Raw genomic sequence first — 24,691 nt, 5'->3', positions numbered from 1 at the left:
AATCCATGAACGGCTCCGGATTGAATGAACGGATCGGCCGGGCTCGTACCGGACGATCATCTGCAAGCGGTAAGGTGGCGTGGCTCACCCGGCCTCGTGCTCAGCCACGGCAAGCGCGCGAGAACCTGAACCGTCTCCGCCGGACAACCAGGCCCTACTCGGCAGCCATTGCTATTCGCAATTCCGGTTCCTCTACCGGCTCCTCATGGCGCTCATCTGCAGTCGGCTTGATCCGGAACCACGCCGCGTAGAGCGCCGGGAGGAAGAGCAGGATCAGCACCGTGCCGACCGCCGTGCCGCCGATCAGCGTATAGGCCATCGACCCCCAGAAGACGGAGTGCGTGAGCGGGATGAATGCCAGCACGGCGGCAAGTGCCGTGAGGATCACAGGCCTCGTCCGTTGCACGGTGGCCTCGATAACGGCGTGATAGTCATCGAGGCCGGCAGCACGATTCTCCTTGATCTGTTCGGTCAGGATCAGCGTATTGCGCATCAGGATGCCCGCCAGTCCTATCAGGCCCAGAATGGCGTTGAAGCCGAAGGGCTGATTGAAGGTGAGCAACATCGGCACGACACCGACAAGACCAAGCGGTGCCGTCAGCATAACCATGGCCATCGTCGAGAAGGACCGCACCTGCAGCATGATGACGATCAGCATCGCGGCGATCATCGCCGGGAAAACCTTGCCTAGCGCGGTATTGGCCTTGGCGGCCTCCTCGATCGATCCACCCAATTCGATGCGATAGCCGGCCGGAAGCGATGCGATCAGCGGCTGAAGGGCGGTCATGATCTGCTTGGAGACCTCCGGAGGCTGCGTCGCCTCGTTGATGTCCGAGCGGATCGTGATGACGGGCGTGCGATCGCGGCGCTTCAGGATCGGCTCTTCCAGATGGATTTCCGAATGACCGATCTGGTCGAGCGGAATGGCGCGACCGTCGCGGCTCATCAAGGAGAAATCCGCCAGCCGCGCCGGGTCCAGCCGCTCGCCGCCGGCGCTGCGTGCGACGATTGGGACATTGCGAATGTCCTCGCGGACCTGCGTAACAGGGATACCGGTGAGGAGGAACTGCAGTTGCTGGGCCGCCTCGGCCGGCGAGAGGCCGATGAGGTTCAACCGATCCTGATCCGGGATGAAGCGGAGAACAGGCGTGCGACTGCCCCAATCGCGGTTGGCCTGCCGCACGTCCGGGACGCCGCGCATGACGTCGAGGGCCTTCTCGGAAATGCTGTACAATTGTGCCGGATCAGGTCCCATGACCCGGAACTCGACCGGGAACGGCGTGTAGGGCCCGAATACAAGCTGCGTGACGCGCACATAAGCCTCAGGGGCAAGCCCCTGTGATACCGCTTCGCGGAGGCGGTGCTTCAGAGCCTCGCGCGCCTCGGCATCCGGGGTCAGCACGACGATCTTGGCGAAGGCGGGATCAGGCAATTCCGGCGCCATCGCAAAGAAGAAGCGGGGCGCGCCCTGACCGACATAGCTCGTGACAATCTTGGCCTCGGGCTGATCGTCCAGCCAGTGTTCGAGCTTCTCGACGGTCGCGGTCGTCGTCTCGATGCTGGTGCCTTGCGGCAGACGAACCTCCACCAGCACCTCGGGACGGTCGGACGTCGGGAAGAACTGCTGTTTGATGGCGCCCATGCCGACCACAGAAAGCGCGAAGGCAATGCCGACGATGGCGCAGGTCAGAAACTTGTGCCGTACCGCAAAGGTGATGAGCTGTCGCAGCCGCCGATAGTTCGGTGTGTTGTAGATCGCCTCGTGCCCGCCCTCGATCGGTTTGATCGCGGGCAGCATCTTGACGCCGAGATAGGGCGTGAAGACCACCGCAACGATCCAGGAGACGATGAGGGCGAACCCCACCACCCAGAAGATGTTGCCGGCGTACTCGCCCGCCGTCGAGCGCGCGAAGCCCACCGGCAGGAAGCCGGCCACCGTCACGAGTGTTCCCGACAGCATCGGCGCGGCCGTGTGGCTCCACGCATAGGCCGCCGCCTTGATGCGATCCATGCCCTCTTCCATCTTCACCACCATCACCTCGATGGCGATGATGGCGTCGTCCACGAGAAGGCCGAGCGCCAGGATGAGGGCGCCGAGCGTGATGCGATCGAAGAACCGGCCGGTTTCCAGCATGATGAGGAAGACGACCGCAAGCGTCAGGGGAACGGCAGCCGCCACGACGATGCCGACCCGCCAGCCAAGACTGAGCAGGCTCACCACCAGCACCACGCCGAGCGCCATCGCGAACTTCATCATGAACTCGTCGACCGCCGAGGTGATGTTGACCGCCTGGTCGGTCACCTTGTCGAGCGTCATGCCGAGCGGCAGTGCAGATGCGATCGCTGCAGTCCTGTCCTCCAGCGCCTTGCCCAGCGCGAGACCGTCCCAGCCCTCCTGCATGACCGCCGCGAGCATGATGGTCGGCTCGCCCTGACGGCGGATGAGGTAGGTGGGAGGATCCTGGTAGCCGCGGCGGACCTCTGCGATGTCGGATAGCTTCAGCGTACGCCCCGCAGCGGCGATCGGCGTGTCGGCGATGGCCTGGACACTGTCGTAAGCGCCGTCGACCCGGATGAAGACCTGCGGCCCCTTTGTGTCGATTGAGCCTGCCGGTGTAACGGTGTTCTGCCGCTGCAAGGCGGCGACAATGTCCTGTGCCGACACGCCGAGGGTTGCCAGTTTGGCATAGGAAAACTCGACGAAGATCTGTTCGGGGCGTTCACCGAGAATGTTGATCTTCTTGACGCCGGGCACGTGCAGGAGGTCCTGCCGGATCACCTCGGCCTGCCTGGCCAGCTCACGCATCGGCATACCCTTGGCCTTTAGCGCATAAAGGGCAAAGCTCACGTCCGAATATTCGTCGTTGACGAAGGGACCGAAGACGCCGGATGGCAGGTTGCGGGCTTCATCCCCGAGCTTCTTGCGGGCCTGATAGAACTCCTCCTGCACGACAGATGGCGGTGTGCTGTCCTTCAGCGTGACCGTCATGTACGCATAGCCCGGCCGTGTGGTCGTCTCCACCCGGTCGTACCAGGTGAGCTCCTGAAGCCGTTTCTCCAACGGTTCGGCGACGAGATCCTGCATCTCGCGCGCCGTCGCACCGGGCCATGCGGTCGTCACCGTCATGGTCTTGATGGTGAAGTTCGGATCCTCCGCCCGTCCGAGCATGAGGAAGGCGTAGGCGCCGGCGGCCACCAGCAGGAGGATGAAGAACAGGGTGACGGCCCGTTCGCGTACGGCGATCGCGGAAAGATTGAGGCTTGTCATCAGTTGTTCCCCTCAGGCGCAGTCCTGACACGAGCGCCTTCCTGCAGGAGATGAGCGCCGAGCGAAACAATCGGATCGCCAGAGTTCAATCCGGAGATCATTGCGGTCTCGCTGGTCACGCGGACAAGCTTGACGGGTCGAAAGTGCACGCTCGAGCTGGCTCTGTCCAAGACCCAGACGCCGGTCCTCTCGCCATCGTCGAGCACCGCTCCGAGCGGCACCTGGACGTCCGGCTGGCTCGCCTGATTTGCAATCCGAATGGTAACCGTGGCGCCGAGCGGTGCTGCAGCGGCCGCGCCGTCGAGGACATAACGAGCCTCGTAGGTACGCGTCTGGGGGTCGGCTGAGTCGGATAATTGCCGCAGGCGTGCCGTGTAGTGACGCTCGTCGCCCCCATACAGGCTCGCCCCGGCCACCGAGCCGATCGCCGGCCGGAGCGTCTCGGGAAGCGCGACCACCGCCTCACGGGGGCCGGAGTGCGCAAGACGAACCACCGTTTGACCAGCGGCGATAACCTGCCCCGGTTCGCCGAGCGTTTCGACCACCGTTCCATCGGCGTCCGCCACCAGGACAGAATAGGTCGCCTCGTTCTCCGCGACCCTCGCTTCCGCTTCCGCGGCGGCAAGCTGCGCCGTGGCGGTATCAAGCGCTGCCTTTGCCTGCTCGTAACGCTGCGGCGTTGCGGCCAGTCCATTCTTCACCAGGACAGCATAGCGCCTCTCGTCCGCACGCGCCTGAACCAGGACAGCGCGTGCGGCGGCGACAGCGTTGCGCTTGGCGGTGAGCGCAAGTTGTAGATCGGTCTCATCGATCCGCAGCAGCTCTTGGCCCGCCTTGACCTGTTCGCCGACATCCACGAAGCGCTGAATGATCTTGCCCGGGACGCGAAAGCCAAGATTGCTCTGCACTCGGGCGGCGATCGTACCTGTAAAGGCCCGCTCGGCGCTCTCCGCTCTCGTCACCTCCACCACCCTTACAAGTGGCGAAGCGCCGCGGGGATCTGCGGGTTCCGCATCCCGTGCTGGCGTCTCCAAAACGAAGGCAAACGCCGCGCCGCCGGCTGCAGCCACAAGGCCGATCGATGTGAGAAGAAATTTGCGCTTCATGTGAGATGACCCTTGTTGATGGGCGCCGCTTCAATTAGATTGCGATATAAATCTAAACGTGGTATAGATGTCAAGTGAAATCTAATTGTGAGGTCGATCATGAGAGTTAGTCGAGCCCAGGCGGAGGCAAATCGCGAAGCGGTCATCAATGCGGCAAGCCGGCTTTTTCGAGAGCACGGCTTTGATGGCATCGGGCTCAAGGATCTGATGAAGGGGGCCGGTCTCACCCAGGGCGGGTTCTACAAGCAGTTCGAGTCCAAGGACGATCTGGCGGCACAGGCATCGAGGCGCGCGATGGAGCACGCGACCCGAAGATGGTCGGCTGTTGCTGCTGCAAGCCCTGATCCCCTCGAGGCCGTTATCGACCTCTACCTGTCGATGGGACATCGCGAAGAGAAGAGCGACGGTTGCCCCTTGGTGGCGCTTGGTGCTGATGCGGCGCGTCAAACCGAGGAGGTGAGAGCCCCGTTCCAGGATGGTATTCAAGCTCATCTTCAGATGCTCAGCGAATTGATGCCCGAGCCGGAAAGTCCAAAAGCCCACGACAAAGCCATGGCGATGCTGTCGCTGATGGTGGGTGCCGTGACGATCTCTCGTATCTTGAATGATGAAGAGATGTCGCAGCGCTTTCTCGAGGCAGCCGCCGACGAAGTTCGCCGGATTGCCGCCCCGGCAAGAAACGCATGAGATGTCCATTTCCCGCCAATGGCGTCATTGCCTCACGCGTTCGCACGCTGCCTTCCCGGGTTCCTGCCCGCTCGGTCATTGGGACACGTATCGAGATCACTCGAACGACACCATTGCCAGGTGAATAAGCGGCAATCGCCGATCGAGCGTCTGTACGGCGTGCAGACGGACGAAACAAAATGCCAGTTTGGAGATCACATGCGTCGTATCGTTATCACAGGGATGGGAGCGGTCAGCCCCCTCGGAGCCAATGTGGCGACGTCCTGGTCTCGGCTCCTATCTGGACGTTCGGGCATCCGGCGCCTTCCGGACGATGTCGTGCGGGACCTGCCGGCGAAGGTCGGTGGAACGGTTCCCTCTCTGGAAGAAGATCCCGAGGCGGGCTTCGATCCGAATGCCGTCTTTGCCCCAAAGGATCAGCGCAAGGTCGACCGTTTCATTCTCTTCGGGCTGGCGGCGGCGGAAGAGGCGCTTGCACAGGCGGGATGGAAGCCGGTCTCGGAAGATGACCGGGTCCGCACCGCGACAATCATCGCTTCGGGCATCGGCGGGTTTCCGGCCATAACTGAGGCGGTGCGAACGGTCGATCAGCGCGGCGTCCGGCGTCTTTCACCCTTCACCGTGCCATCTTTCCTGGTGAACCTGGCGGCGGGACAGATTTCCATCCGTTACGGCTTCAAAGGGCCGATCGGCGCACCGGTGACCGCGTGTGCGGCCGGCATTCAGGCGATCGGCGATGCGGCTCGTCTTATTCGAGCCAATGAAGCCGACGTCGCGGTGTGCGGCGGAACGGAAGCATGCATGAATATCGTCAGTCTCGGCGGCTTTGCTGCGGCACGCTCTCTTTCGACGGGGTTCAATGACATCCCTGATCAGGCCTCGCGCCCCTTCGACATGCTGCGTGACGGCTTCGTCATGGGCGAAGGCGCCGGCATTTTGGTCATCGAGGCATTGAGCCACGCACTTGCGCGCGGTGCAAAACCCCTCGCCGAACTCGTCGGCTACGGCACGACTGCGGACGCTCACCACGTCACTTCCGGTCCCGAGGACGGCGACGGTGCGCGGCGGGCGATGGAGATCGCGATTGCCCAGGCCGGAATTTCCCCGCGCGAGATCCGCCACCTCAATGCGCACGCGACCTCCACGCCAGTCGGCGACCTGGGGGAAATCGCGGCGATCAAGAGGGTGTTCGGCGCAGAATCCAGCGTAGCTGTCAGCGGGACGAAGTCGGCGACCGGTCATCTGCTCGGAGCTGCCGGCGGGCTTGAAGCCATCTTCACGATTCTGGCGCTGAGGGATCAGGTAGCCCCGCCTACTCTCAACTTGAACGCTCCAGATCCGGCCGGCGACGGGATTGACTTCGTCGCGAACCGGGCTCGGCCAACGGAGATGGACTACGCGATCTCCAATGGCTTTGGCTTTGGTGGTGTAAACGCCAGCGTCTTGTTCCGACGTTGGACGGACAAATTGGCCGCCGCCGGAATGCCCGTGGCTGAAGCTTAGCCGGGCAGCATGAACGATCGCGCTTGCGTCATTTGCAAACGAAATCAGCACAGAAGGAAGTAGTTTCCATGAACAAAGCCAATCTTGGCGTCGCCCTTGTGACTGGGGCATCGACCGGCATCGGGCGCGCAACGGCCAGAGCCCTTCAGCGCGTAGGCTTTCGGGTCTTCGGAACCAGCCGTCATGCGGCCTCCGAAAGCTCCGACGGCGTCACCATGTTGAGCTGTGACGTGACCGATGACGCATCCGTGGCGAAACTGATAGAGGAGGTGCTAGCCGAGACAGGGCGTATCGACCTGCTCGTCAACAATGCCGGCATTGGACTGCTCGGCGGCGCAGAGGAGTCCTCAACTGCCCAGGCACAGGCGCTGTTCGACGTGAACGTCTTCGGCGTTCTTCGTGTGACCAACGCGGTGTTGCCAACCATGCGGGGTCAAGGCAAGGGCAGGATCATCAACATAAGTTCCATTCTGGGGCTGATCCCGTCGCCCTACAATGCTCTCTATGCATCGACCAAACATGCCGTCGAAGGCTATTCCGAATCCCTCGATCACGAACTGCGGACATTCGGAATTCGGGTCGCACTGGTCGAGCCCGGCTTTACCCGCACCGCCTTCGAGGAAAACATAACCAGGCCCGATCGTTCGCTTGCTGTCTACGATGCGGTGCGCGCTGACATGGAAGTGCAGATGCGCAAGAGCGTCGAAAGCGGCGACGACCCCGCGGTTGTGGCAGAGACCGTTGTCAAAGCGGCTACGGCCAAGGCGCCGAGAAGACGTTACACCGCGGGCAAACTCGCCGGCCAAGTTCGCTTGCTGCGCCGTTTCGTCCCCGAATCCGCGTTCGACAAGAGCTTGCGTAAACAGACCGGTCTGCCGGTCTGATGTCGAATGCGGTTTGCGCGAGGCAGGGCATCTTTGATCCATTACGCGAAACCGTTGGTGCATTCGCTCTCCCTCTGCGACCGAGCCGGACCGCTTTCACATTCACGAAAGGACATGCCATGAAGTCAAACTCGCCAATTCGAAGGGGCCGGACACCATCGGCGAGCGACGGCATCGTCGATTTCGGCCTTTACAGCGCCGGCATCGCCGCTGCTTCGTTACCGCACGGAAAAGCTGAAACGCCATCGGCGTAACTGCCTGCACGTGCGAAGCCCGCTTGCCATTGAAGATGATTTGAGAGAGAATTTAACACTGGCCCTCGAGGCCTGGGCAATCTCCCGTGACAGGAGAATACCATGCCTCTTAGATTTCTGATTGCCGCGGTAGCGCTCTTGGCGCTTTCGGGATGCGCAAGCACCGGTACGGGCGATGTCAATACAACCTATGCTCAATGGCAGGGCGCCTATCCTGAGCCTGAGTTCACCACGACCGACACCGGTAGCATTCGAATTTCCTATTGACGTGGGTCGCGCTCCATCGGCCTCATGTTGGTGAGCCCAGCATGCATTTGTCCCATCTGCATTTGCGGCCAAGGGCACGCCACTTGGGTAGGCCGGCTGAAATCCCAATGCTCAATTGTGGATCATTCTTGCCTGATTCTCTCGAAATCAAAATAATGTGATAAGAAAAACGACCCGGGTTGCGATAGAGAACGGTCAAGGCCCAGGAGTGACAATGAGCAAGACCATGTTCCAGCAACGGGACCTGCGCGAGGAAACCGCACCGTTTCGCGCGCAAATTCTCGACAAGCTTTCGCAACTGCCTTGGGATGGGATCTCCTTCAAGCACTCGATTCCCGGACTTTCGCTCTATCGTATCGTCGAGCCGGCCGGACCGTTTTCCGGTGTCTACGAGCCCAGCGTCTCCCTGATCATAAAGGGAAGCAAGAATGTCCATGTGGGCAACGAAACGCTCGTCTACGATGAATCCTGCTTCTTCTTGACCGCCATCGGCCTGCCCGTGACCGCACAGATTTGCGCGGCAAGCGAGACCCACCCCTATGTCGCAGCCTCGCTGCGGCTTGATCTCGAGAAGCTGCGGCGCATCATAGCCGATTACGACATACACCCGACCGGTATGCCGGAGCGCGACCTAGGCGTCGCCGTCGGTACCGCCACGCCGGAACTGTTCGACGCCCTGCTTCGCCTGATTTCACTTGCGAATTCGCCGAAGGACATACCGTTCCTCGCCAATCATGTCCAAAACGAAATCCTCTACCGGCTGCTTACCGGCGAGCAGGGGGCGCGGCTGCGGCGCTTCGCGCTTGCGGGTACGAACAGCAACCGGGTGGCAAAGGCGGTCGCATGGCTGAAGGAGAACTATACCAGTCCGCTGCGGGTCGAAGAGTTGGCCGAGATCGCGAACATGGGCGTCTCGACGTTGCACCATCATTTCCGCGCGATGACGGCGATGAGCCCATTGCAGTTCCAGAAACATCTGCGGCTTCATCACGCACGGGAACTGATGCTTGCTCAGTCCGTCGATGCTGCAACGGCCGCGTTGCGGGTTGGCTACGAGAGCCCGACACAATTCAGCCGGGAATATCGTCGCGCATTCGGGCATCCGCCGTTGCGTGACATCAAGGCGATCCTGAACTCGAACGATTCGACAAAGCGCAGTCCAGTTGGGTAGTACCGGCACCGCCGGAACAGGAAGAACCACTATCCGGCAGGCATGACGCGCGCTCTCCCTATGATCACAATTGCGTCAAGTCGGCAGGAATGGGCAATAATTCGACAGGATTGAATCTTCCGGCCTCAAGGATGGTCTCCTAAGCTGCCGCGACGGTCTGGTGGCCGCCGGGTGCGAAGCGCCCTTGCCGCGTTGAGCGGCCCGCGACCACGGCATAACGCAAGGAGAACACCATGGTGAATGTTACGATCAACGGTGTCGAACATAGGTTCGATGCCGAAGCGGATATGCCGCTTCTCTGGGTTATCCGCGACCTTGTCGGGCTGACCGGAACGAAATTCGGCTGCGGCATGGCGCAATGCGGCGCCTGCACGGTCTATGTGGACGGCTCGCCGGTACGGTCCTGTCAAACCTTCATCGGTGACATCGAAGGGGCCAAGGTGACGACAATCGAGGGGCTGAAGGGGAAGGTTGCCGAAACGGTCCAGGCGGTCTGGGCCGATCTCGACGTTCCCCAATGCGGCTACTGTCAGTCGGGACAGATCATGTCTGCAACGGACCTCCTGACGAACAATCAGAAACCGACCGACGCCGACATCGACGCGGCCATGTCGGGCAATCTCTGTCGTTGCGCCACCTATCATCGAATCCGTGCCGGCATTCACGAAGCCGCAAAGCGTCTGGAGGCCTGAGCAATGATCCCGAAACTGATGCAATCGGTTGCCCTCCCCACCGCCCGGCTCGAGACGTCGCGGCGGCAGTTCCTGCTCGGTGCACTCGCGGCCGGTACCGGAATCGCCGTCGGCTATCGCCTGCTGGCAGCATCGCCAGCGGCCGCCGCCGAAACGGCGACCACGAGCGGGGCGCATTCCTTTTCGCCCTACCTGACGATCGATGGGGATGGAAAGGTAACCGTGCTCTCCTCCCAGTTCGAAATGGGTCAGGGCTCCTATAATGGTATTGCCACTCTCGTTGCCGAGGAACTCGACGCCGACTGGTCCACGATCGACGTGATCGGTGCCGCCGGCAATGTGAAGGTCTACGGCAATATCGCCTTCGGTGGCACCCTCCAGGGCACCGGCGGCTCCACTTCCATGGCCTCGTCCTGGGAACGCTACCGCAAGGCGGGTGCTGCGGCCCGCGCCATGCTGGTCGCCGCCGCTGCCTCCGAATGGGGCGTCGGCGCAGCGGAGATCACCGTCGAAAACGGCATTCTGTCACACCCGTCCGGCAAGAGCGGCGGTTTCGGCGTCTTCGCTGCCAAGGCGGCGACCATGCCGGTACCAGCCGATGTGCCGCTCAAGCAACCGGCGGACTGGAAACTTATCGGCAATGCCGGGCTGAAGCGCTTCGACAGCGCCCGTAAGGCTAACGGGACGGAGCAGTACACGATCGATGTCAAGCTGCCCGGCATGCTGACGGCGGTGATGATCCATCCGCCGTTTTTCGGGGCGAAAGTGAAGTCCTTCGATGCTTCGGCCGCAAAGGCTCTCAAGGGCCTGGTCGACGTCGTCGAAACGCCGCGCGGCATTGCCGTGATCGGCGAGCACATGTGGGTGGCGATCAAGGGCCGTGACGCCGTCACCGTCGAATGGGACGAGACGGCGGCGGAAAAGCGCGGCACGGATGAGCTCATGTCCATGTACCGCGATCTGGCGAAGAAACCGCCGGCGGCGGTCGCCCGCAAGGACGGCGACGCCGAGGCCGCCTTCGCGAGCGCCGCAAAGGTCATCGAGGGAAGCTTCGAATTCCCCTATCTCGCTCATGCGGCGATGGAGCCCTTGAACGCGGTCGCGCGTATGAACGAGGACGGCACGCTCGAGGTCTGGGGCGGGCATCAGTTCCCGGACGTCTATCAGCGCCTTTCCGCCGAGATTGCGGGCATCGCTCCGGAAAAGGTGCGCCTCAATGTCATGAAGTCCGGCGGCAGCTTCGGCCGGCGGGCGGTGTTCGATGGCGATGTCGTCGTTGAGTCCGTCTATGCGGCCAAGGCCATCGGGTTCCGCGCGCCCGTAAAGGTGCAATGGACTCGCGAGGACGACATGCGCGCCGGCCGCTATCGGCCCGCCTACGTGCACAGCCTCAAGGCCGGGCTAGACGAGAACGGAAAGCTCGTGGCTTGGGACGATCATATCGTCGGCCAGTCGATCGTGGCGAAGACCGCCTTCCAGGGCATGATCCAGAATGGCGTCGACCCGACCTCGGTCGAAGGCGCCCACAACCTACCCTACGCCATTCCGAACCAGACGGTCGGTCTGACGACCACGGAGGTCGGGGTGCCGGTTCTGTGGTGGCGCTCCGTCGGCTCGACGCATACCGCTTTTGCGGCCGAAACCTTTATCGACGAGGTGGCCGAGGCGGCGGGAAGCGAGCCGGTCGAGTTCCGCCTCTCCATGCTCGAACCGGACTCGCGCCACGCGAAGGTCCTGAAGCTCGCGGCCGAAAAGGCAGAATGGGAGAAGCCGCTCGCCGAAGGCCGCTTCCGCGGCGTCGCCATCGCCGAAAGCTTCGGCTCCGTAGTGGCCGAGATCGCTGAGGTTTCGACCGATGGGAATGGCGGCATCAAGGTCGAGCGCGTCGTCGCTGCCGTGGACTGCGGACTGGCAATCAATCCCGACCAGGTCCGGGCGCAGGTCGAGGGCGGCATTGGTTTCGGGCTGGGTGCCATACTCGGCGAGGAAATCACGCTTACGGATGGCAAGGTCGACCAAGGCAACTTCGACATGTACACGCCGCTGAGGATCGATGCGATGCCGCAGGTCGAGGTTCACATCGTCGCTTCCGCCAATCCGCCCTCGGGCATCGGCGAGCCCGGCGTTCCGCCGATCGGCCCGGCGGTTGCAAACGCAGCCTACAAGGCGCTCGGCAAGCGGATCCGCGTCATGCCGTTTGCAAAATCGCTCAATGCCTGATCTCTCGATGCGCGGCGGCCGGTTGACCGGCCGCCGCGTGTCCCTTTGCGCCTCAAATAAGACGCGCGGCGCAGTAGAGTGTGTTGCTGGAGCAGTTCCCCGAAAAGTGCGTGAACGGTTTCTGTCCGCAATCGCTTCATTTCGAGGAGTTGGATGGTCCACCCGGTGAGCCAGTGGACCTCCTCGGCAGGTGCTACGCGATGATGACCACGATCTTCAGCGATGACGGGTCCACGATGACTATCCGGCCGTCTGCAAGCACGAAGAACAGGTAGCCTTCGTACTCCGGTACGATCCTCACGATGCGCGTCGGAAGCGGTTTCAGCTTGACTTTGACGGTCTCGGAAACCGCTACCCCCACGGACACGTCGATATCAACGTCGATGGGTTCGACGTTTTCTTCCCGGATGACCTGGGTGATTTCGGTCTTCTGCTCCACCGTCACGTTAACGTCGCCGGATGAACCGGATGTCTGATCCTGCTGCTGTGACGGCTGAGACTCGCCTTGGGCGGGTTGTTCCGATTCCCCTTGCGACGGCTGCTGTTCACCTTGTGCGGGCTGCTGCTGCTGATCTGTGTCCTGTTGGGGAGTCTGGGTGTCGGTGCCCTGCTGCTCGGTTTGCGTACCGCCCTGGTCCGGCTTCGGGGTCGTGCCAGTTTCGCCCTGCTGGTCCGGCTGCTGCTGCTGGTCCTGTTGCTGCTGGCCGGCGCCCCCTTGGTCGGTCGGCTGCTGTTGATCAGGGGTCTGTTGCTGCTGGCCCTCACCCGTCTGCCCAGGATCCGGTTGGCCCGTTCCTTCTTGAGCATCAGGCTGTTGACCCTGTTGTGTCCCGCCCTGCGGGCATTCCGTTCCGGCGGGGCAATCGCTGGATTGGCCCTGCGCCGGCTGCTCCGTTTGCGCGAAGGCTGGACTGCACGCGACGCCGAGGCTCAAGGCAACTGCACTCTTGATGAGAATACTCGTCATCGGAAGTTCTCCATTTGATTGTCCCTTCCGACAGCCAACCGCTTATCGGGAGGTTTGTTCCGTGGCAATGGCTCGTCGGTTGCGCCATCCGCCGCACTTTCGAAGGAAAGACCAGGCATAAAGAGCGTTTTCTTGCTCTAAACGCCGAGAATGCGACTCTGTTAGGTATGGCTGATATACCGTGTTGCAGCAGGAGCTAATCCTCGTCACAGCCGGTCAGATGGGGTATTCTCTTCGGTCTACCGTCACCGGCCACGGCGTGGGGTGTAGGCGCCCGGGCGGCGGACCTAGGGGCTCGTCACCGAGCCGGTCGCCTGCAGAGCGCTAAAGGGGGGCGCAAGGTGGAGGAGTCGAGCCTCAGCATCGGACGTCAGATCGAATTGCTGGAGCGGGAGCTTGGCGAAGCGCTTGAACAGCAGACCGCGACAAGCGAAATCCTGCGCGTCATCTCGACCTCGCCCACAGACATACAGCCGGTGTTCGATGCGATAGCGCAAAATGCCGCGAGGCTGTGCGGCGCAGAGTTCTGCTTCGTTTTCCGGTTCGACGGAGAATTCCTGCATCCTGTTGCCTATCACGGCATTTCGGGTGAAGGCATCGAAGCGGTACGTGCCAATTTTCCGCAGCAACCAAATACAGGCAATGTCACAGGGCGGGCCTTCATCAGCGGCGCCATCGAGCAAATTCCCGATGTTTTTGCCGACGCTGGTTACCGGATGCTCTCGCTGGCGAAAATCGTGTCCTACCACAGCGCCATCGGCGTGCCGCTGGTGCGGAAAGGACGTCCGATCGGATCAATCGCCGTCACTCGACGTGCTGTCGGATTCTTTCCAGAGCGGCAGGTCGAGTTACTGCAAACCTTCGCCGATCAGGCGGTGATCGCCATGGAAAACGTCCGCCTTTTCGAGAAGGCACAGGCGCGCAATCGAGAGATCAAAGAAGCGCTCGAACAGCAGACCGCGACAAGCGAAATCCTGCGCGTCATCTCGACCTCGCCCACCGACATACAGCCGGTGTTCGACACGATAGCATTGCGTGCCGCCAGACTTTGCGGAGCGCAGTTCTGCCACGTGTTCCGTTACGATGGCGAAAGTCTCCACTTCGTGGCGTACCACCGGCTGGAGCCGGAAGGCGTCGAGGCGGTGCGCGCGATGTTTCCGGCCCCGCCTGATCGAGGCAGTGCCGCGGGGCGTTCGATTCTCAGCCGATCGGTGGAGCAGATACCGGACCGGCTCGTCGATCCTGAATATCAGGCCCACACCACCCTTGGCGTCCAATCCGCGAACTACAGAAGCCTGGTCGCGGTACCGATCATGCGCGACAGCGGGCCGATCGGAACCATCGTCGTCGCGCGAACCCAGCCCGGAGTGTTTCCTGATCGGCAAGTCGAACTCCTGCAGACCTTCGCTGATCAGGCCGCGATAGCGATCGAGAATGTTCGGCTGTTTACCGATCTGGAAAAAAGAAACCTTGAGCTGAAGGAATCGCTACGGCAGCAGACTGCGACAGCGGATGTTCTCAAGGTAATCAACCGGTCGCCATTCGATCTTCAGGCCGTGCTCGACACTCTTGTCGAGTCGGCAGCGCAACTCTGCGAAGCTTACGACTCGGCAATATTCCTGAAGGACGGAGATACTCTCCATGTCAGGGCGCATCACGGGCCGATTCCGATCGATTTTCCCGGCTGGCCGGTATCACGCAACTGGGTCACGGGCCGGGCCGTGGTGGACCGAAGGCCCATCCATGTGCCTGATCTGAGCGCCACGCCCGACGAATATCCGGACGGCCACAGCATGGCCGTACGCATGGGCCACCGCACAATTGTGGCGGTGCCTTTGATGCGGCAGCGGGAGGCGATCGGGGCGCTCGTCATCCGCCGGACCGAAGTCAGGCCGTTCACAGAAAAGCAGATCGAACTCGTCCAGACCTTTGCAGACCAGGCCGTCATCGCGATCGAGAATGTGCGGCTGTTCGACGAAGTGACGGCGCGAACCGCTGAACTGACCGAGGCGCTTGAGCAGCAGACTGCGACGGCTGACGTGCTGAAGGTCATCAGCCGCTCCGCGTTCGACCTGCAGGCGGTCCTCGACACTCTTGTGACGTCCGCTGCCCGTCTTTGCGAAGCGGACATGGCAACGATGACCCGGCCGATGGGTGACGCGCACTATCCGGTCGCCAGCTACGGCCTCTCGCAGGAATTCGGGCAATATCTTCGGGCTCTTCCGCTGGAGCCGGGACGCGGCACCATCGTGGGGCGGACCTTGCTTGAGGTTCGGCCGGTCCAGGTCGCCGACGTCCTCGATGATCCCGAATACACGCTGCTCGAGGGGCAGAGACTTGCGGGATTTCGCACTGTGCTCGGGGTGCCGCTCTTGCGCGAAGGCAGCCCGATTGGAGTGCTCGCGCTGACCCGCTCGATCGTGCGCCCCTTTACCGAAAAACAGATCGACTTGGCGTCGACCTTCGCCGACCAGGCTGTGATCGCCATCGAAAACGTCCGCCTATTCCAGGAGGTGCAGTCGAGAACTGAGAAACTGTCACGGTCGCTGGAGGAGCTCAAGGCCGCGCAAGACCGGTTGATCCAGACCGAGAAACTCGCCTCGCTTGGGCAACTGACCGCCGGAATTGCGCACGAGATCAAAAACCCGTTGAACTTCGTGAACAATTTCTCGGCGCTGTCCGTCGAGTTGATCGAGGAGTTGCAGCAAGTGCTCGATGGCGCCGTAGGTGACAGCGCCGCTCGCTCCGAGATCGACGAACTCACTGCCATGCTCAGGGGCAATCTTGAAAAGATTGTCCAGCACGGCAAGCGCGCCGACTCGATCGTCAAGAACATGCTCCTGCACTCGCGTCAGGGGGCGGGCGAGCGCAGGCCGGCCGATATCAATGCAATCGTCGAGGAGAGCCTCAACCTCGCTTATCACGGTGCCCGTGCCGGCGAGCAGGGTTTCAACATCACGCTCGAGAAATCCTTCGATCCGGCAGCCGGCGAGATTGACCTTTACCCGCAGGAGATCACGCGTGTGCTTCTCAATCTCATCTCCAACGGCTTCTATGCCACGAGCAAGCGCGCGGCTTCCGAGCCCGGCGACGGTTACGAGCCGAAGCTGGCCGCAGTGACCAGGAATCTCGGCGACAGCGTCGAAATCATCATCCGCGACAATGGGCTCGGCATTCCACCGGAGGTGAGGGAGAAGATCTTCAATCCCTTCTTCACGACCAAGCCTGCCGGCGAGGGCACGGGCCTCGGCCTTTCGCTCAGCCACGACATCATCGTCAAGCAGCATGCCGGTTCAATCGAGGTGGACACGGAACCGGGTCACCACACCGAGTTTCGCATCCGGCTGCCGCGGATTGCCGCTGCGATCGCAAAATCGGAGGGCAGATCATGAGCCTTCTTATCCTGGTGGTCGACGACGAGCCTGACATCGAGTTGCTCTTCAGACAGCAATTCCGCCGGGACCTGCGCGCCGGCCGCTTCGCAATGGAGTTTGCGCAGTCGGCGCCAACCGCGCTTGAACGGATCGCCGATGCCGTCGATGTCACGCTTATTCTCATACTGTCCGATGTCAACATGCCGGGGATGAGCGGACTCGAACTGCTGCCGAAGGCGCGAAATTTACGGCCTGACGTGCCGGTGATCATGATCACCGCTTACGGCGACGCGGACACGAAGCGGAGAGCCCTGGAAAGCGGCGCGGAAGCGCTTTTCACCAAGCCGATCGACTTCGTCGCACTACGGGAAGAAATCGACATGCGAATTGGGCGCGCCGCATGAGCACCAGCATACTCGTTGTTGACGACGAGCCGGACCTGGAGCGCCTGCTTGTCCAGAAATTCCGAAGGCAGATCCGCGACAGCACGCTGCGTTTTCTGTTTGCCCGTGACGGAGTCGAGGCCTTGGCCGTACTGGCGGCAAACCAGGACGTGGACATGGTGCTGAGCGACATCAACATGCCGCGAATGGATGGCTTGTCGCTGCTCGCGAAGCTTCAGGAGAGGGACGCGGACCTGTCCACGATCATCATCTCCGCCTACAGCGATATGGCCAATATCCGAACCGCGATGAACCGCGGCGCTTATGATTTCGTGACGAAGCCGATCGATTTTCCCGATCTGGAGGCGACGATCGTCAAGACGATCCACCACGTGGAAGCGCTGCGTGAGGTACAGCGCCGGCAATCGGCGGCCGAGCAGGCGCGTGCGTCGCTTTCCCGCTATTTCTCGCCTAATCTCGCCGAGCGTCTGGCAAGCAGCGCCGACACCCTTGATCTTGGCGGCACCCGCCGGGAGGTTGCCTCACTCTTTACCGATCTGACGGGTTTCACCACGCTCGTCGAGACGATCGAGCCAAGCGTGCTCGGACCACTGGTCAACGACTACATCGTCGGCATGACCGACATCGTGTTTGCCCATGATGGTACTGTCGCAAAGATCATCGGCGACGCGCTCCACGTGCTGTTCGGAGCTCCTGCCGACCAGCCGGATCATGCCGGTCGCGCCGTCGCCTGTTCGCTCGCTCTCGACGCCTTCGCGCGGTCCTTCCGCGAAGACTGGAGCAAAAAAGGGATAACGCTTGGCGATACCCGGATCGGCGCGCACGCCGGCACCGCTGTTGTGGGCAATTTCGGCGGAGGGCGGTTTTTTGACTACAGCGCCTATGGCGACACAATCAACGTCGCCGCGCGCCTGGAAGTGGCCAACAAAACGCTAGGCACCCGCATTTGTGTAAGCGGCAGCCTCGCCACCAAAGCGCAGGATTTCCACGGCCGGCCCGTAGGCGACCTCCTCCTCAGGGGTAAGGCCGAACCGATCCGCGCTTTCGAACCCCTTGATGCCGCAATTTATGCGAGCGCGGAAACACAGGCCTACATGGAGGCCTTCGAAAAGCTCGAGGCCCGCGATCACGGTGCACTCGCTTCGTTTGCCGCACTGGTTGGTCGCAATGCGGAAGACCGGCTTGCGAGCTTTCACCTCAAGCGCCTGCTGAACGGCGACACGACGACGATAATTACGCTTTAAATGACCGGCTAAATTGGCGGCAGATCGTACGTTGTTTGTGACGCGATGCTGACGTTCAGCGGCAGGACCTTCCTCCCTTGCGGCCCTCGCGCACCATGGGATGCGTCAGATGGCACGCGCTGGCTACCGAACCAATCAGGCGCTGGGTTGGGAAGTTGGTGGCGTAGTAGACAAGTTGCTCCACAGGCGCGCGAGGGCGACCGCCAGCTTCCCGGAACCCGGTGCGTTCGGCACAGAGAGCCTCATACTAACGGCTTGCGCCTGTCCTCGAGGGGCTTCCGCTTTCCGGGCGAACCTGACGGAACGCCGAAAAGCGTCACCTCATGTCGGAATTGCAGCAATACGGAAACTGTGTCGAAATCAGCGCATCGACACTCTACGTCGCGCCGAATCCGGCAGTCCCGTAGGTGGCGTGCGAGAGGGCTCGTTCGATCCCGCGCAGTTCCGCAAGCCCCTTCAGCCGGCCGATCGCCGGATAGCCGGGCTGGGCGCCGCGTGAGAGATCGTCGAGGATTTCCTGGCCGTGATCCGGCCGCATGGGAATCTGGTGGTCCGCTCGCCCGACGGCGCGCCGCCGTTGCTCTTCCTTGAGCAGTTCGGCGATCACCGCCACCATGTCGGTGTCGCCCTCCAGATGCTCGTCCTCGTAGAACGAGCACGGGGTCCGGTCTTCCTCGCGGCGGACATTGCGCAGGTGGACGAAATGGATGCGCGGCGCGAACTGGCGAACCATCGCCGGCAGCTTGTTGGCCGCAAGCGCGCCGAGCGAACCGGTGCAAAATGTGACCCCGTTGGCCGGACTGTCGACCTCCCGCAGCATGAAGGCATAGTCCTCCGCAGTCGACAGGATGCGCGGCAGACCCAGGAGCGCCCATGGCGGATCGTCCGGATGGGCGCAGATATTGATGCCGACCCGTTCCGCAACCGGCGTCACCTCGGCAAGAAAATCGACCAGGTGACGCTTGAGCTTTTCGCGGCCGATGCCGGCATAGGTTTGTAGATGGTCGCGCAGTTGCGGCAGGCTGTATCCGTCGGCGGAGCCCGGCAGGCCCGCGCCGATGTTGCGCGAGAGCGCAAGCCGGCGCTCCTCCGTCATCTCCCGGAAGCGCCGCTCAGCCTGCTCGGCCGTCTCCTCGTCATAATCCTCGATCGCACCCGGACGCTCCAACAGATGGAGGTCGAAGGCCGCAAAGTCGATACGGTCGAAGCGCATGGCTTTCGCCCCGTGCCGGGCGGTCCAGCGCAGATCCGTGCGGGTCCAATCGAGGACCGGCATGAAATTGTAGCAAATCGTCCGGATGCCGGCGGAAGAAAGGCGGCGCAGCGTCTCCTGCCAATTGGCAACATGCTCGCGCCAGGGGCCTGTTTGCGTTTTGATGCTTTCGGACACCGGGACGCTTTCCACGACCTCCCATTCCAGACCACCCGCGCGGACCTCCTGTTGCCGCTTTTCGATCTCCGCAACCGGCCATACGTCTCCGGTCGGAATGTGATGGAGCGCGCTGACGATGCCGTGCGCACCGGCTTGCGCCGCATCCCGCACGCTCACACGATCCACCGGTCCGAACCAACGCCATGTATGTCGCATCTAGGACTCCCTCAGGGCAGAAATGTCAGTTGCACCTTGCACGCAGCCGAACGGTCGCCGGCCTGCTCGAAAGCCTCGACGGCCCGATCGACCGGAAAGGCATGCGAGATGATCGGGCGTACATCGATCCGTCGCTCGGCGATGAGCCGGACGGCAAGGGCGAACTCGCGGTCGAACCGCTGTGAGCCGATCAGCCGCAATTCCTTGCCTACCAGCGCATTGAGCGGAAGGGCGATATCGCCCGTCACCCCAACCTGCACGATCAGCCCGCGCGGTCTGACCGCCGCGATCGCGCTTCGAAGCGCCGGTTCGGCGGCGGAACACTCAAAGACGACGTCGAACTGGCCCTTGTCGGCCTCATAGGAGGCGAGGCCCGCCGGATCACGGCGGACGTTGACCACCCGCGTCGCGCCCATTGCCGTTGCCCGATCGAGTGCCGCATCGGCAAGATCCGTGACGACGATTGTCTCGGCCCCCGCGTGGCGCGCAGCCGCGACCACCAGGGCGCCGATCGGCCCCGCGCCGGTGACCAGCACATGCCTGGCCCTGAGATCGCCGGCCTGCTCGACCGCATGCAGGCAGACCGCGAGCGGTTCGGCGCAGGCGGCCTCGCCAGCGCTGACCAATGTACCCGCCGGGAAACACTGGTTCGCGGGAACCACCAGCCAGTCGCGGAACATGCCCTGGGTATGGGGAAAACGCATGGCGCTGCCCAGGAACCGCATGTTCAGGCAATGAATCGGAAGCCCCTCCCCGCAGAAACGGCAGGTTCCGCAGGGCTGACTGGGATTGACCGCCACCAGATCGCCAATCGCGAGCCCGGACACGCCGGCGCCGAGCGCGGCGGCATGGCCGGACGCCTCATGACCAGGAATAATGGGCTCGCGCACCCGGATGGGACCGAAGCCCCCATCCTGGTAATAATGGAGGTCGGAGCCGCAAATGCCACCGGCCGCCATCTTCAAGAGGACCTCACCTTCACCGGGCGCGGAGACCTCGGCAACTTCGAGCCGGAGGTCCCGTTGGCCATAAAGCCGGGTAAGACGCGTGCGCATGGATGCTCCTGCCATCAGCGGATCAGCCCGACCGCGCTCGGCAGCCACAGGGTGATCGCCGGAACGAAGGTGATCAGGATCAGCGCGATGAAGAGCGGCAGGAGCCAAGGCAGGATCGCCATGGTCGTCCGCTCGACCGAGAGCTTGGCGACGCGCGACAGAACGAAGAGCACCATGCCAAGCGGCGGGTGAAGCAGGCCGATCATCAGATTGAGGGTCATGATCAGGCCGAAATGTACCGGATCTATACCGAATTGAGCCGACAAAGGCAGAAGGATCGGGACCAGGATGGTGATCGCGGCGATCGTGTCGAGAAAGCAGCCGACGAACAGCATCAGGAGGTTCACGAGGATCAGGAAGACCCATTTGTTTTCGGTGATCGTCAGGATCGCGCCGGAAAGCATCTGGGCGGCTTGGCTTACCGTCAGGAGCCACGCGAAGATCGACGCCGCCGTGACGATGAAGAGCACCGAGGCAGTGGTCTCGATCGTATCGAAGGTCGCCCGCGTCAGCGTCGACATTGTCATCGTCCGGTAGCGCACCAAACCCAGGAACAGCGACCAGAGCACGGCGGCAACGGCGGCTTCCGTTGGCGTGAACCAGCCCATCGTCATGCCGCCGATCAGGATCACCGGGGTCATCAGCGCCATGACGGCGGAGAAATCGAAATACCAGTCAAGGGTGAGAAGGATGAGGAGCGCGATGCCGGCGGCGACATTTATCGACAGCCCCGCCGACATCAGGAGATAGATGAAGATCGGCACTGCGAGCACGACGACGACCTCGAGCGAAGCCGACAGCAACCGCTTCACTTCGAACGGCGTGTCCGAACCCCAGCCACGCTTGTAAGCGAAGATGGCGACCGTCAGCATCATCAGAACCGTCATCACCACGCCAGGGACGATACCGGCCATGAACAGCGCGCCGATCGAGACATTCGCCATCATGCCGTAGATGACGAAGGGCAGCGACGGCGGAAAGATCGGGCCGAGCGTTGCCGACGCGGCGGTCACGCCGACGGCGGCCTCGACCGGGTAGCCGTGATCCTTCATCGCCTTGATTTCGATCGTGCCGATGCCGGCGGCGTCGGCAAGCGCCGTGCCCGACATGCCGGAGAAGATCACCGAACCGATGATGTTGACCTGTGCGAGGCCGCCCTTCATCCAACCGACAAGAGCGACGGCGAAGGAATAGATGCGGCCGGTGACGCCGGCGGAGTTCATCAGGTTGCCGGCGAGAATGAAGAACGGCACTGCAAGCAGCGGGAAACTCTCGACGCCGGCGATCATCCGCTGCGCCGCGATAATGTCGGGCGCGACATTGTAGAAGACAAGGTAGAGGACAGACGCCGCGGCCATCGAGATGGCGACCGGCACACCGACCAGCATCAGCAGGAGAAACGAACCAACGAGCAGCAGCATGGATCAGCCCTCAATCTTCTGGAATTCCTCGGGCTTTTCGAGAACCGAATAGCCGCGGCGCTGATTGGCGATAAAGACCTGGATCGAGCGGACGAGCATCAGCACGAAGCCGGCCATCACGGTGTAGAAGACGATGTTGCGCGGCAGATTGACCGTCACCATGCGCTCGTTGGCGACGATCGCCACATAGCGCCACATCAACCAGCAGGCGTAGGCGAAGAAGCCGATCCGCACGAGATCGACGAAGATCGCCATGCCGCGTGCGACCGCACGCGGCAGATAGTGATAAAGCACGTCGACCTGAATGTGCCGGGAAACACGAACGCACATGACGGAGCCGAGGAACACCACGCCGATCAGGCAATTGGTGGCGATCTCCTCAGTCCAGGCGTAGGAATTATTGAGGACATAGCGGGTGAAGAACTGCAGGAACACGCATGCCGTCATCACCCAGAAGATGGCGAGCGTCACCCAATCCTCGAAGGCATAGTTCGAAATATCCGCAGCTGGCGGAGCCTCGTCGAAGGAATGGGCGATTTCCTCCGGCGTCGTCTGCAAATGGACTTCCTGTGACATGGCGATCATCCGGTGAATGGTGGGCGGAACGTCGGCCGCTCTGCCGAGCGGCCGACATTGCAGCACCGCGCGTCCATGGATGCGCTCAGTCGCTGCGATGTTTTGACCGCAGAACGGGATCAGGAGAAGTATGCGCGGTTCTCCCGCGTCCCGTTCTGACTTGCGCGTGGCGATCACGCATGATTTGGGCCGGCACGACCCAGGTCATCGTGCCATCACTTGACGGCGCGGATGGCCTCCCAGTCTTCCTTCGTATAGCCGAAGTCTTCGAGCGCCACCTTGTCCATCACATTCGACTCGAAATCCGCCTTGTCGACTTCGGTTACTTCGATACCGCGCTCCTTGAAGGTCTCAACGAGCTTCTTCTCACGCTCTTCGATGATCTTGGTGGCGCGTTCCGCGGCCTCCTGCATCACCTCGGTGAAGATCTGCTTGTCGGCATCGGAGAGCTGCGACCATAGGTTCTTCGAGACCACCGTGTTCAGATGATCGACGATGTGCCCAGTCAGCACGATATGCTTCTGCACCTCGAAGAATTTCTTCGCCTCGATCGTCGTCAGCGGATTTTCCTGGGCCTCCACCGTGCCGTTCTGCAAGGCGAGGTAAACTTCCGCAAAGGCAATCGGCGTCGTGTTGGCGCCGCAGGCGCGTGGCATGGCGAGATAAGCCGGAACGTCGGGCACGCGCATCTTCAGGCCCTGCATGTCGGCGCATTTGGCGATCGGTCGATTCGACGTCGTGTGACGGGTGCCATAATAGGTGACGGCGGTGATGTGGTTGCCCGAGGCTTCCTCGTATCCTTGAGCCAACCGCTTGAAGACATCAGTCTTCGTGTAGGCGATCAGATGGGCGGGGTCGCGGAAGATATAGGGAAAGTAGGTGACGCCGATTGGCGCATGTTCGCGCGCCGCGAAGCTCGAGCCGGAAATGATGATATCGACCGTACCGAGCTTCAGGCCCTGGTTCAGGTCGGCCTCCTTGCCGAGCTGCGAGGCCGGAAAGACGTCGATCTTGTAACGCCCCTCAGTGCGCTTGCCGATCTCTTCAGCGGCCCAGACGGACTCCGTGTGGAACGGCTCCGAGGTCTCGTAGACATGCGCCCATTTGAGCGCCGTCTGAGCCTGCGCGGTCAGCGCCGAAGCCAGGATAGTCGCAGTCGCACCCAGTAGCGTTAACAGTCTGATTTTCATCTTCTTCTCCTCCCAAGCGAAGTGATTGAAACAAAGCGCTATTTGCCCCCGACGCGCCTCCACGCGGCGGGTATCGTGCTGTCGGACGGCTCCTCCCCGAAGCTCGCCGACAGGCGAAGTTGAGATTGGTCGAGATGCGCGCGCATCGCGGCGCGTGCGGCGGCCGGATCGCCGCCAGCGATCGCGTCGCGGATCGTGCGATGTTCCTCCATCGCGGCGCGCCAGGTCTCGGTGTTTTCGAAATAGCTGGCGAGCTTCTCGAAATACGGCGTCATGCGCATGTCGTGGATGCTGCCGACGAAACGGTTCAGCGTCTGATTGGCGATGATGCTCGAGACGATGACATGGAACTCGCGATCGAGCGCAAGCGCCTGGCGCCGGTCTTCGAGCGCCGCAGCCATCCGCGCCAGATTGTCGTCCATGACGGTTATATGCTCGGGCCGGGCCAGCCGGGCAGCCTCCTCGGCGATCGCGCATTCGACCACCGCCCGCGCCCTCAGCAACTCAAAGGGACCTTCGAAATCCTCTGGCGGCGTATCCGATGCTGCGTCCTTGCGCGCTGTAACATAGATGCCCGAGCCCATGCGGATGTCGATGAAGCCCTCGACCTCGAGCACGATCAACGCCTCGCGGATGGTGGGGCGGGAAACACCCAGCTTCTGCGCGAGTTCCCGCTCAGCCGGAAGCCGCGAGCCGGGCGCCAACTCGCCCCGCTCGATCAGGCCTCGCATCTGGTCCGCGACCTGACGATACAGGCGGCGCGATTCCACGGCAGAGAACATCGTGTCCCTCGAATACAGCCTCGGGTTATCGGCGGCCA

The 24,691-nt window shown here is 62.1% G+C and carries 19 protein-coding genes; 10 read left to right on the top strand and 9 right to left on the bottom strand.

What is annotated here, in order from left to right; translation table 11 throughout:
- Positions 1–154 precede the first annotated feature (154 nt).
- Positions 155–3,268 carry an efflux RND transporter permease subunit gene (locus QN219_RS24950; protein WP_284002773.1) on the bottom strand — a complete coding sequence of 1,038 codons (3,114 nt, stop codon included), beginning with the start codon at positions 3,266–3,268 and terminating at the stop codon, positions 155–157.
- Positions 3,268–4,374, bottom strand: a complete 1,107-nt coding sequence (locus QN219_RS24945; protein ID WP_284002772.1) for an efflux RND transporter periplasmic adaptor subunit — start codon at positions 4,372–4,374, stop codon at positions 3,268–3,270. Before QN219_RS24945 ends, QN219_RS24950 begins: the two co-directional genes overlap by 1 nt.
- Positions 4,375–4,473: 99 nt before the next feature.
- Here QN219_RS24945 and QN219_RS24940 point away from each other — a divergent pair, with 99 nt between their 5' ends.
- From QN219_RS24940 to QN219_RS24910, 7 genes are all read left to right on the top strand, one after another.
- A complete protein-coding gene (locus QN219_RS24940) occupies positions 4,474–5,061 on the top strand; it encodes a TetR/AcrR family transcriptional regulator (RefSeq protein WP_284002771.1) in 588 nt (195 codons plus the stop codon).
- A gap of 198 nt (positions 5,062–5,259) precedes the next feature.
- Positions 5,260–6,564 (top strand): beta-ketoacyl-ACP synthase II, encoded by a 1,305-nt coding sequence (gene fabF, locus QN219_RS24935; protein ID WP_284002769.1) that lies wholly within the window; start codon positions 5,260–5,262, stop codon positions 6,562–6,564.
- 68 nt (positions 6,565–6,632) lie between these two features.
- Positions 6,633–7,448 carry an oxidoreductase gene (locus QN219_RS24930; RefSeq protein WP_284002768.1) on the top strand — a complete coding sequence of 272 codons (816 nt, stop codon included), beginning with the start codon at positions 6,633–6,635 and terminating at the stop codon, positions 7,446–7,448.
- A 356-nt stretch (positions 7,449–7,804) separates the two neighbouring features.
- On the top strand, positions 7,805–7,969 hold the full coding sequence (locus QN219_RS24925; protein ID WP_284002767.1) for a hypothetical protein: 165 nt from the start codon (positions 7,805–7,807) through the stop codon (positions 7,967–7,969).
- A gap of 214 nt (positions 7,970–8,183) precedes the next feature.
- Positions 8,184–9,140, top strand: a complete 957-nt coding sequence (locus QN219_RS24920) for an AraC family transcriptional regulator (protein ID WP_284002766.1) — start codon at positions 8,184–8,186, stop codon at positions 9,138–9,140.
- Positions 9,141–9,373: 233 nt separating this feature from the next.
- Entirely contained in the window at positions 9,374–9,832 is a 459-nt protein-coding gene (locus QN219_RS24915; protein ID WP_284002765.1) for a (2Fe-2S)-binding protein, read from the top strand.
- A 3-nt stretch (positions 9,833–9,835) separates the two neighbouring features.
- Positions 9,836–12,052: a xanthine dehydrogenase family protein molybdopterin-binding subunit gene (locus tag QN219_RS24910; protein ID WP_284002764.1), complete on the top strand. Its 2,217-nt coding sequence runs from the start codon at positions 9,836–9,838 to the stop codon at positions 12,050–12,052.
- Positions 12,053–12,245: 193 nt separating this feature from the next.
- Here QN219_RS24910 and QN219_RS24905 read toward each other — a convergent pair whose 3' ends face one another.
- Complete coding sequence (locus QN219_RS24905; RefSeq protein ID WP_284002763.1) at positions 12,246–13,019, bottom strand: DUF1236 domain-containing protein; 774 nt, start codon at positions 13,017–13,019, stop codon at positions 12,246–12,248.
- A gap of 341 nt (positions 13,020–13,360) precedes the next feature.
- Between QN219_RS24905 and QN219_RS24900 the strand changes: the two genes are divergently transcribed.
- Genes QN219_RS24900 through QN219_RS24890 form a run of 3 tightly spaced genes read left to right on the top strand, consistent with a single transcriptional unit; the run spans position 13,361 to position 18,041 of the window.
- Complete coding sequence (locus tag QN219_RS24900) at positions 13,361–16,411, top strand: GAF domain-containing protein (protein ID WP_284002762.1); 3,051 nt, start codon at positions 13,361–13,363, stop codon at positions 16,409–16,411.
- Complete coding sequence (locus tag QN219_RS24895; protein ID WP_284002761.1) at positions 16,408–16,797, top strand: response regulator; 390 nt, start codon at positions 16,408–16,410, stop codon at positions 16,795–16,797. The genes QN219_RS24900 and QN219_RS24895 overlap by 4 nt, the downstream gene beginning before the upstream one ends.
- Positions 16,794–18,041: an adenylate/guanylate cyclase domain-containing protein gene (locus tag QN219_RS24890; protein WP_284002760.1), complete on the top strand. Its 1,248-nt coding sequence runs from the start codon at positions 16,794–16,796 to the stop codon at positions 18,039–18,041. The genes QN219_RS24895 and QN219_RS24890 overlap by 4 nt, the downstream gene beginning before the upstream one ends.
- 376 nt (positions 18,042–18,417) lie before the next feature.
- Here QN219_RS24890 and uxuA read toward each other — a convergent pair whose 3' ends face one another.
- The 6 genes from uxuA to QN219_RS24860 all read right to left on the bottom strand — a co-directional run bounded on the left by uxuA (position 18,418) and on the right by QN219_RS24860 (position 24,653).
- On the bottom strand, positions 18,418–19,629 hold the full coding sequence (gene uxuA / locus QN219_RS24885; RefSeq protein WP_284002759.1) for a mannonate dehydratase: 1,212 nt from the start codon (positions 19,627–19,629) through the stop codon (positions 18,418–18,420).
- A gap of 11 nt (positions 19,630–19,640) precedes the next feature.
- Complete coding sequence (locus QN219_RS24880; protein WP_284002758.1) at positions 19,641–20,684, bottom strand: L-idonate 5-dehydrogenase; 1,044 nt, start codon at positions 20,682–20,684, stop codon at positions 19,641–19,643.
- Positions 20,685–20,698: 14 nt separating this feature from the next.
- A complete protein-coding gene (locus tag QN219_RS24875) occupies positions 20,699–22,105 on the bottom strand; it encodes a TRAP transporter large permease (RefSeq protein ID WP_284002757.1) in 1,407 nt (468 codons plus the stop codon).
- Positions 22,106–22,108: 3 nt separating this feature from the next.
- Complete coding sequence (locus QN219_RS24870; protein WP_284002756.1) at positions 22,109–22,681, bottom strand: TRAP transporter small permease; 573 nt, start codon at positions 22,679–22,681, stop codon at positions 22,109–22,111.
- A gap of 215 nt (positions 22,682–22,896) precedes the next feature.
- The gene (locus QN219_RS24865) at positions 22,897–23,871 is read right to left on the bottom strand and encodes a sialic acid TRAP transporter substrate-binding protein SiaP (protein ID WP_284002754.1); all 975 of its coding nucleotides are present in this window, start codon (positions 23,869–23,871) and stop codon (positions 22,897–22,899) included.
- A 38-nt stretch (positions 23,872–23,909) separates the two neighbouring features.
- Entirely contained in the window at positions 23,910–24,653 is a 744-nt protein-coding gene (locus QN219_RS24860; RefSeq protein ID WP_284002752.1) for a FadR/GntR family transcriptional regulator, read from the bottom strand.
- Positions 24,654–24,691: the final 38 nt, after the last annotated feature.

The sequence above is a fragment of the Sinorhizobium sp. 8-89 genome (assembly GCF_030124325.1).
In the GTDB taxonomy this organism is placed as follows: Bacteria; Pseudomonadota; Alphaproteobacteria; order Rhizobiales; family Rhizobiaceae; genus Sinorhizobium.
The sequence above is the reverse complement of the archived record's forward strand: the minus strand, read 5'-3'. Positions and strand labels throughout refer to the sequence as shown.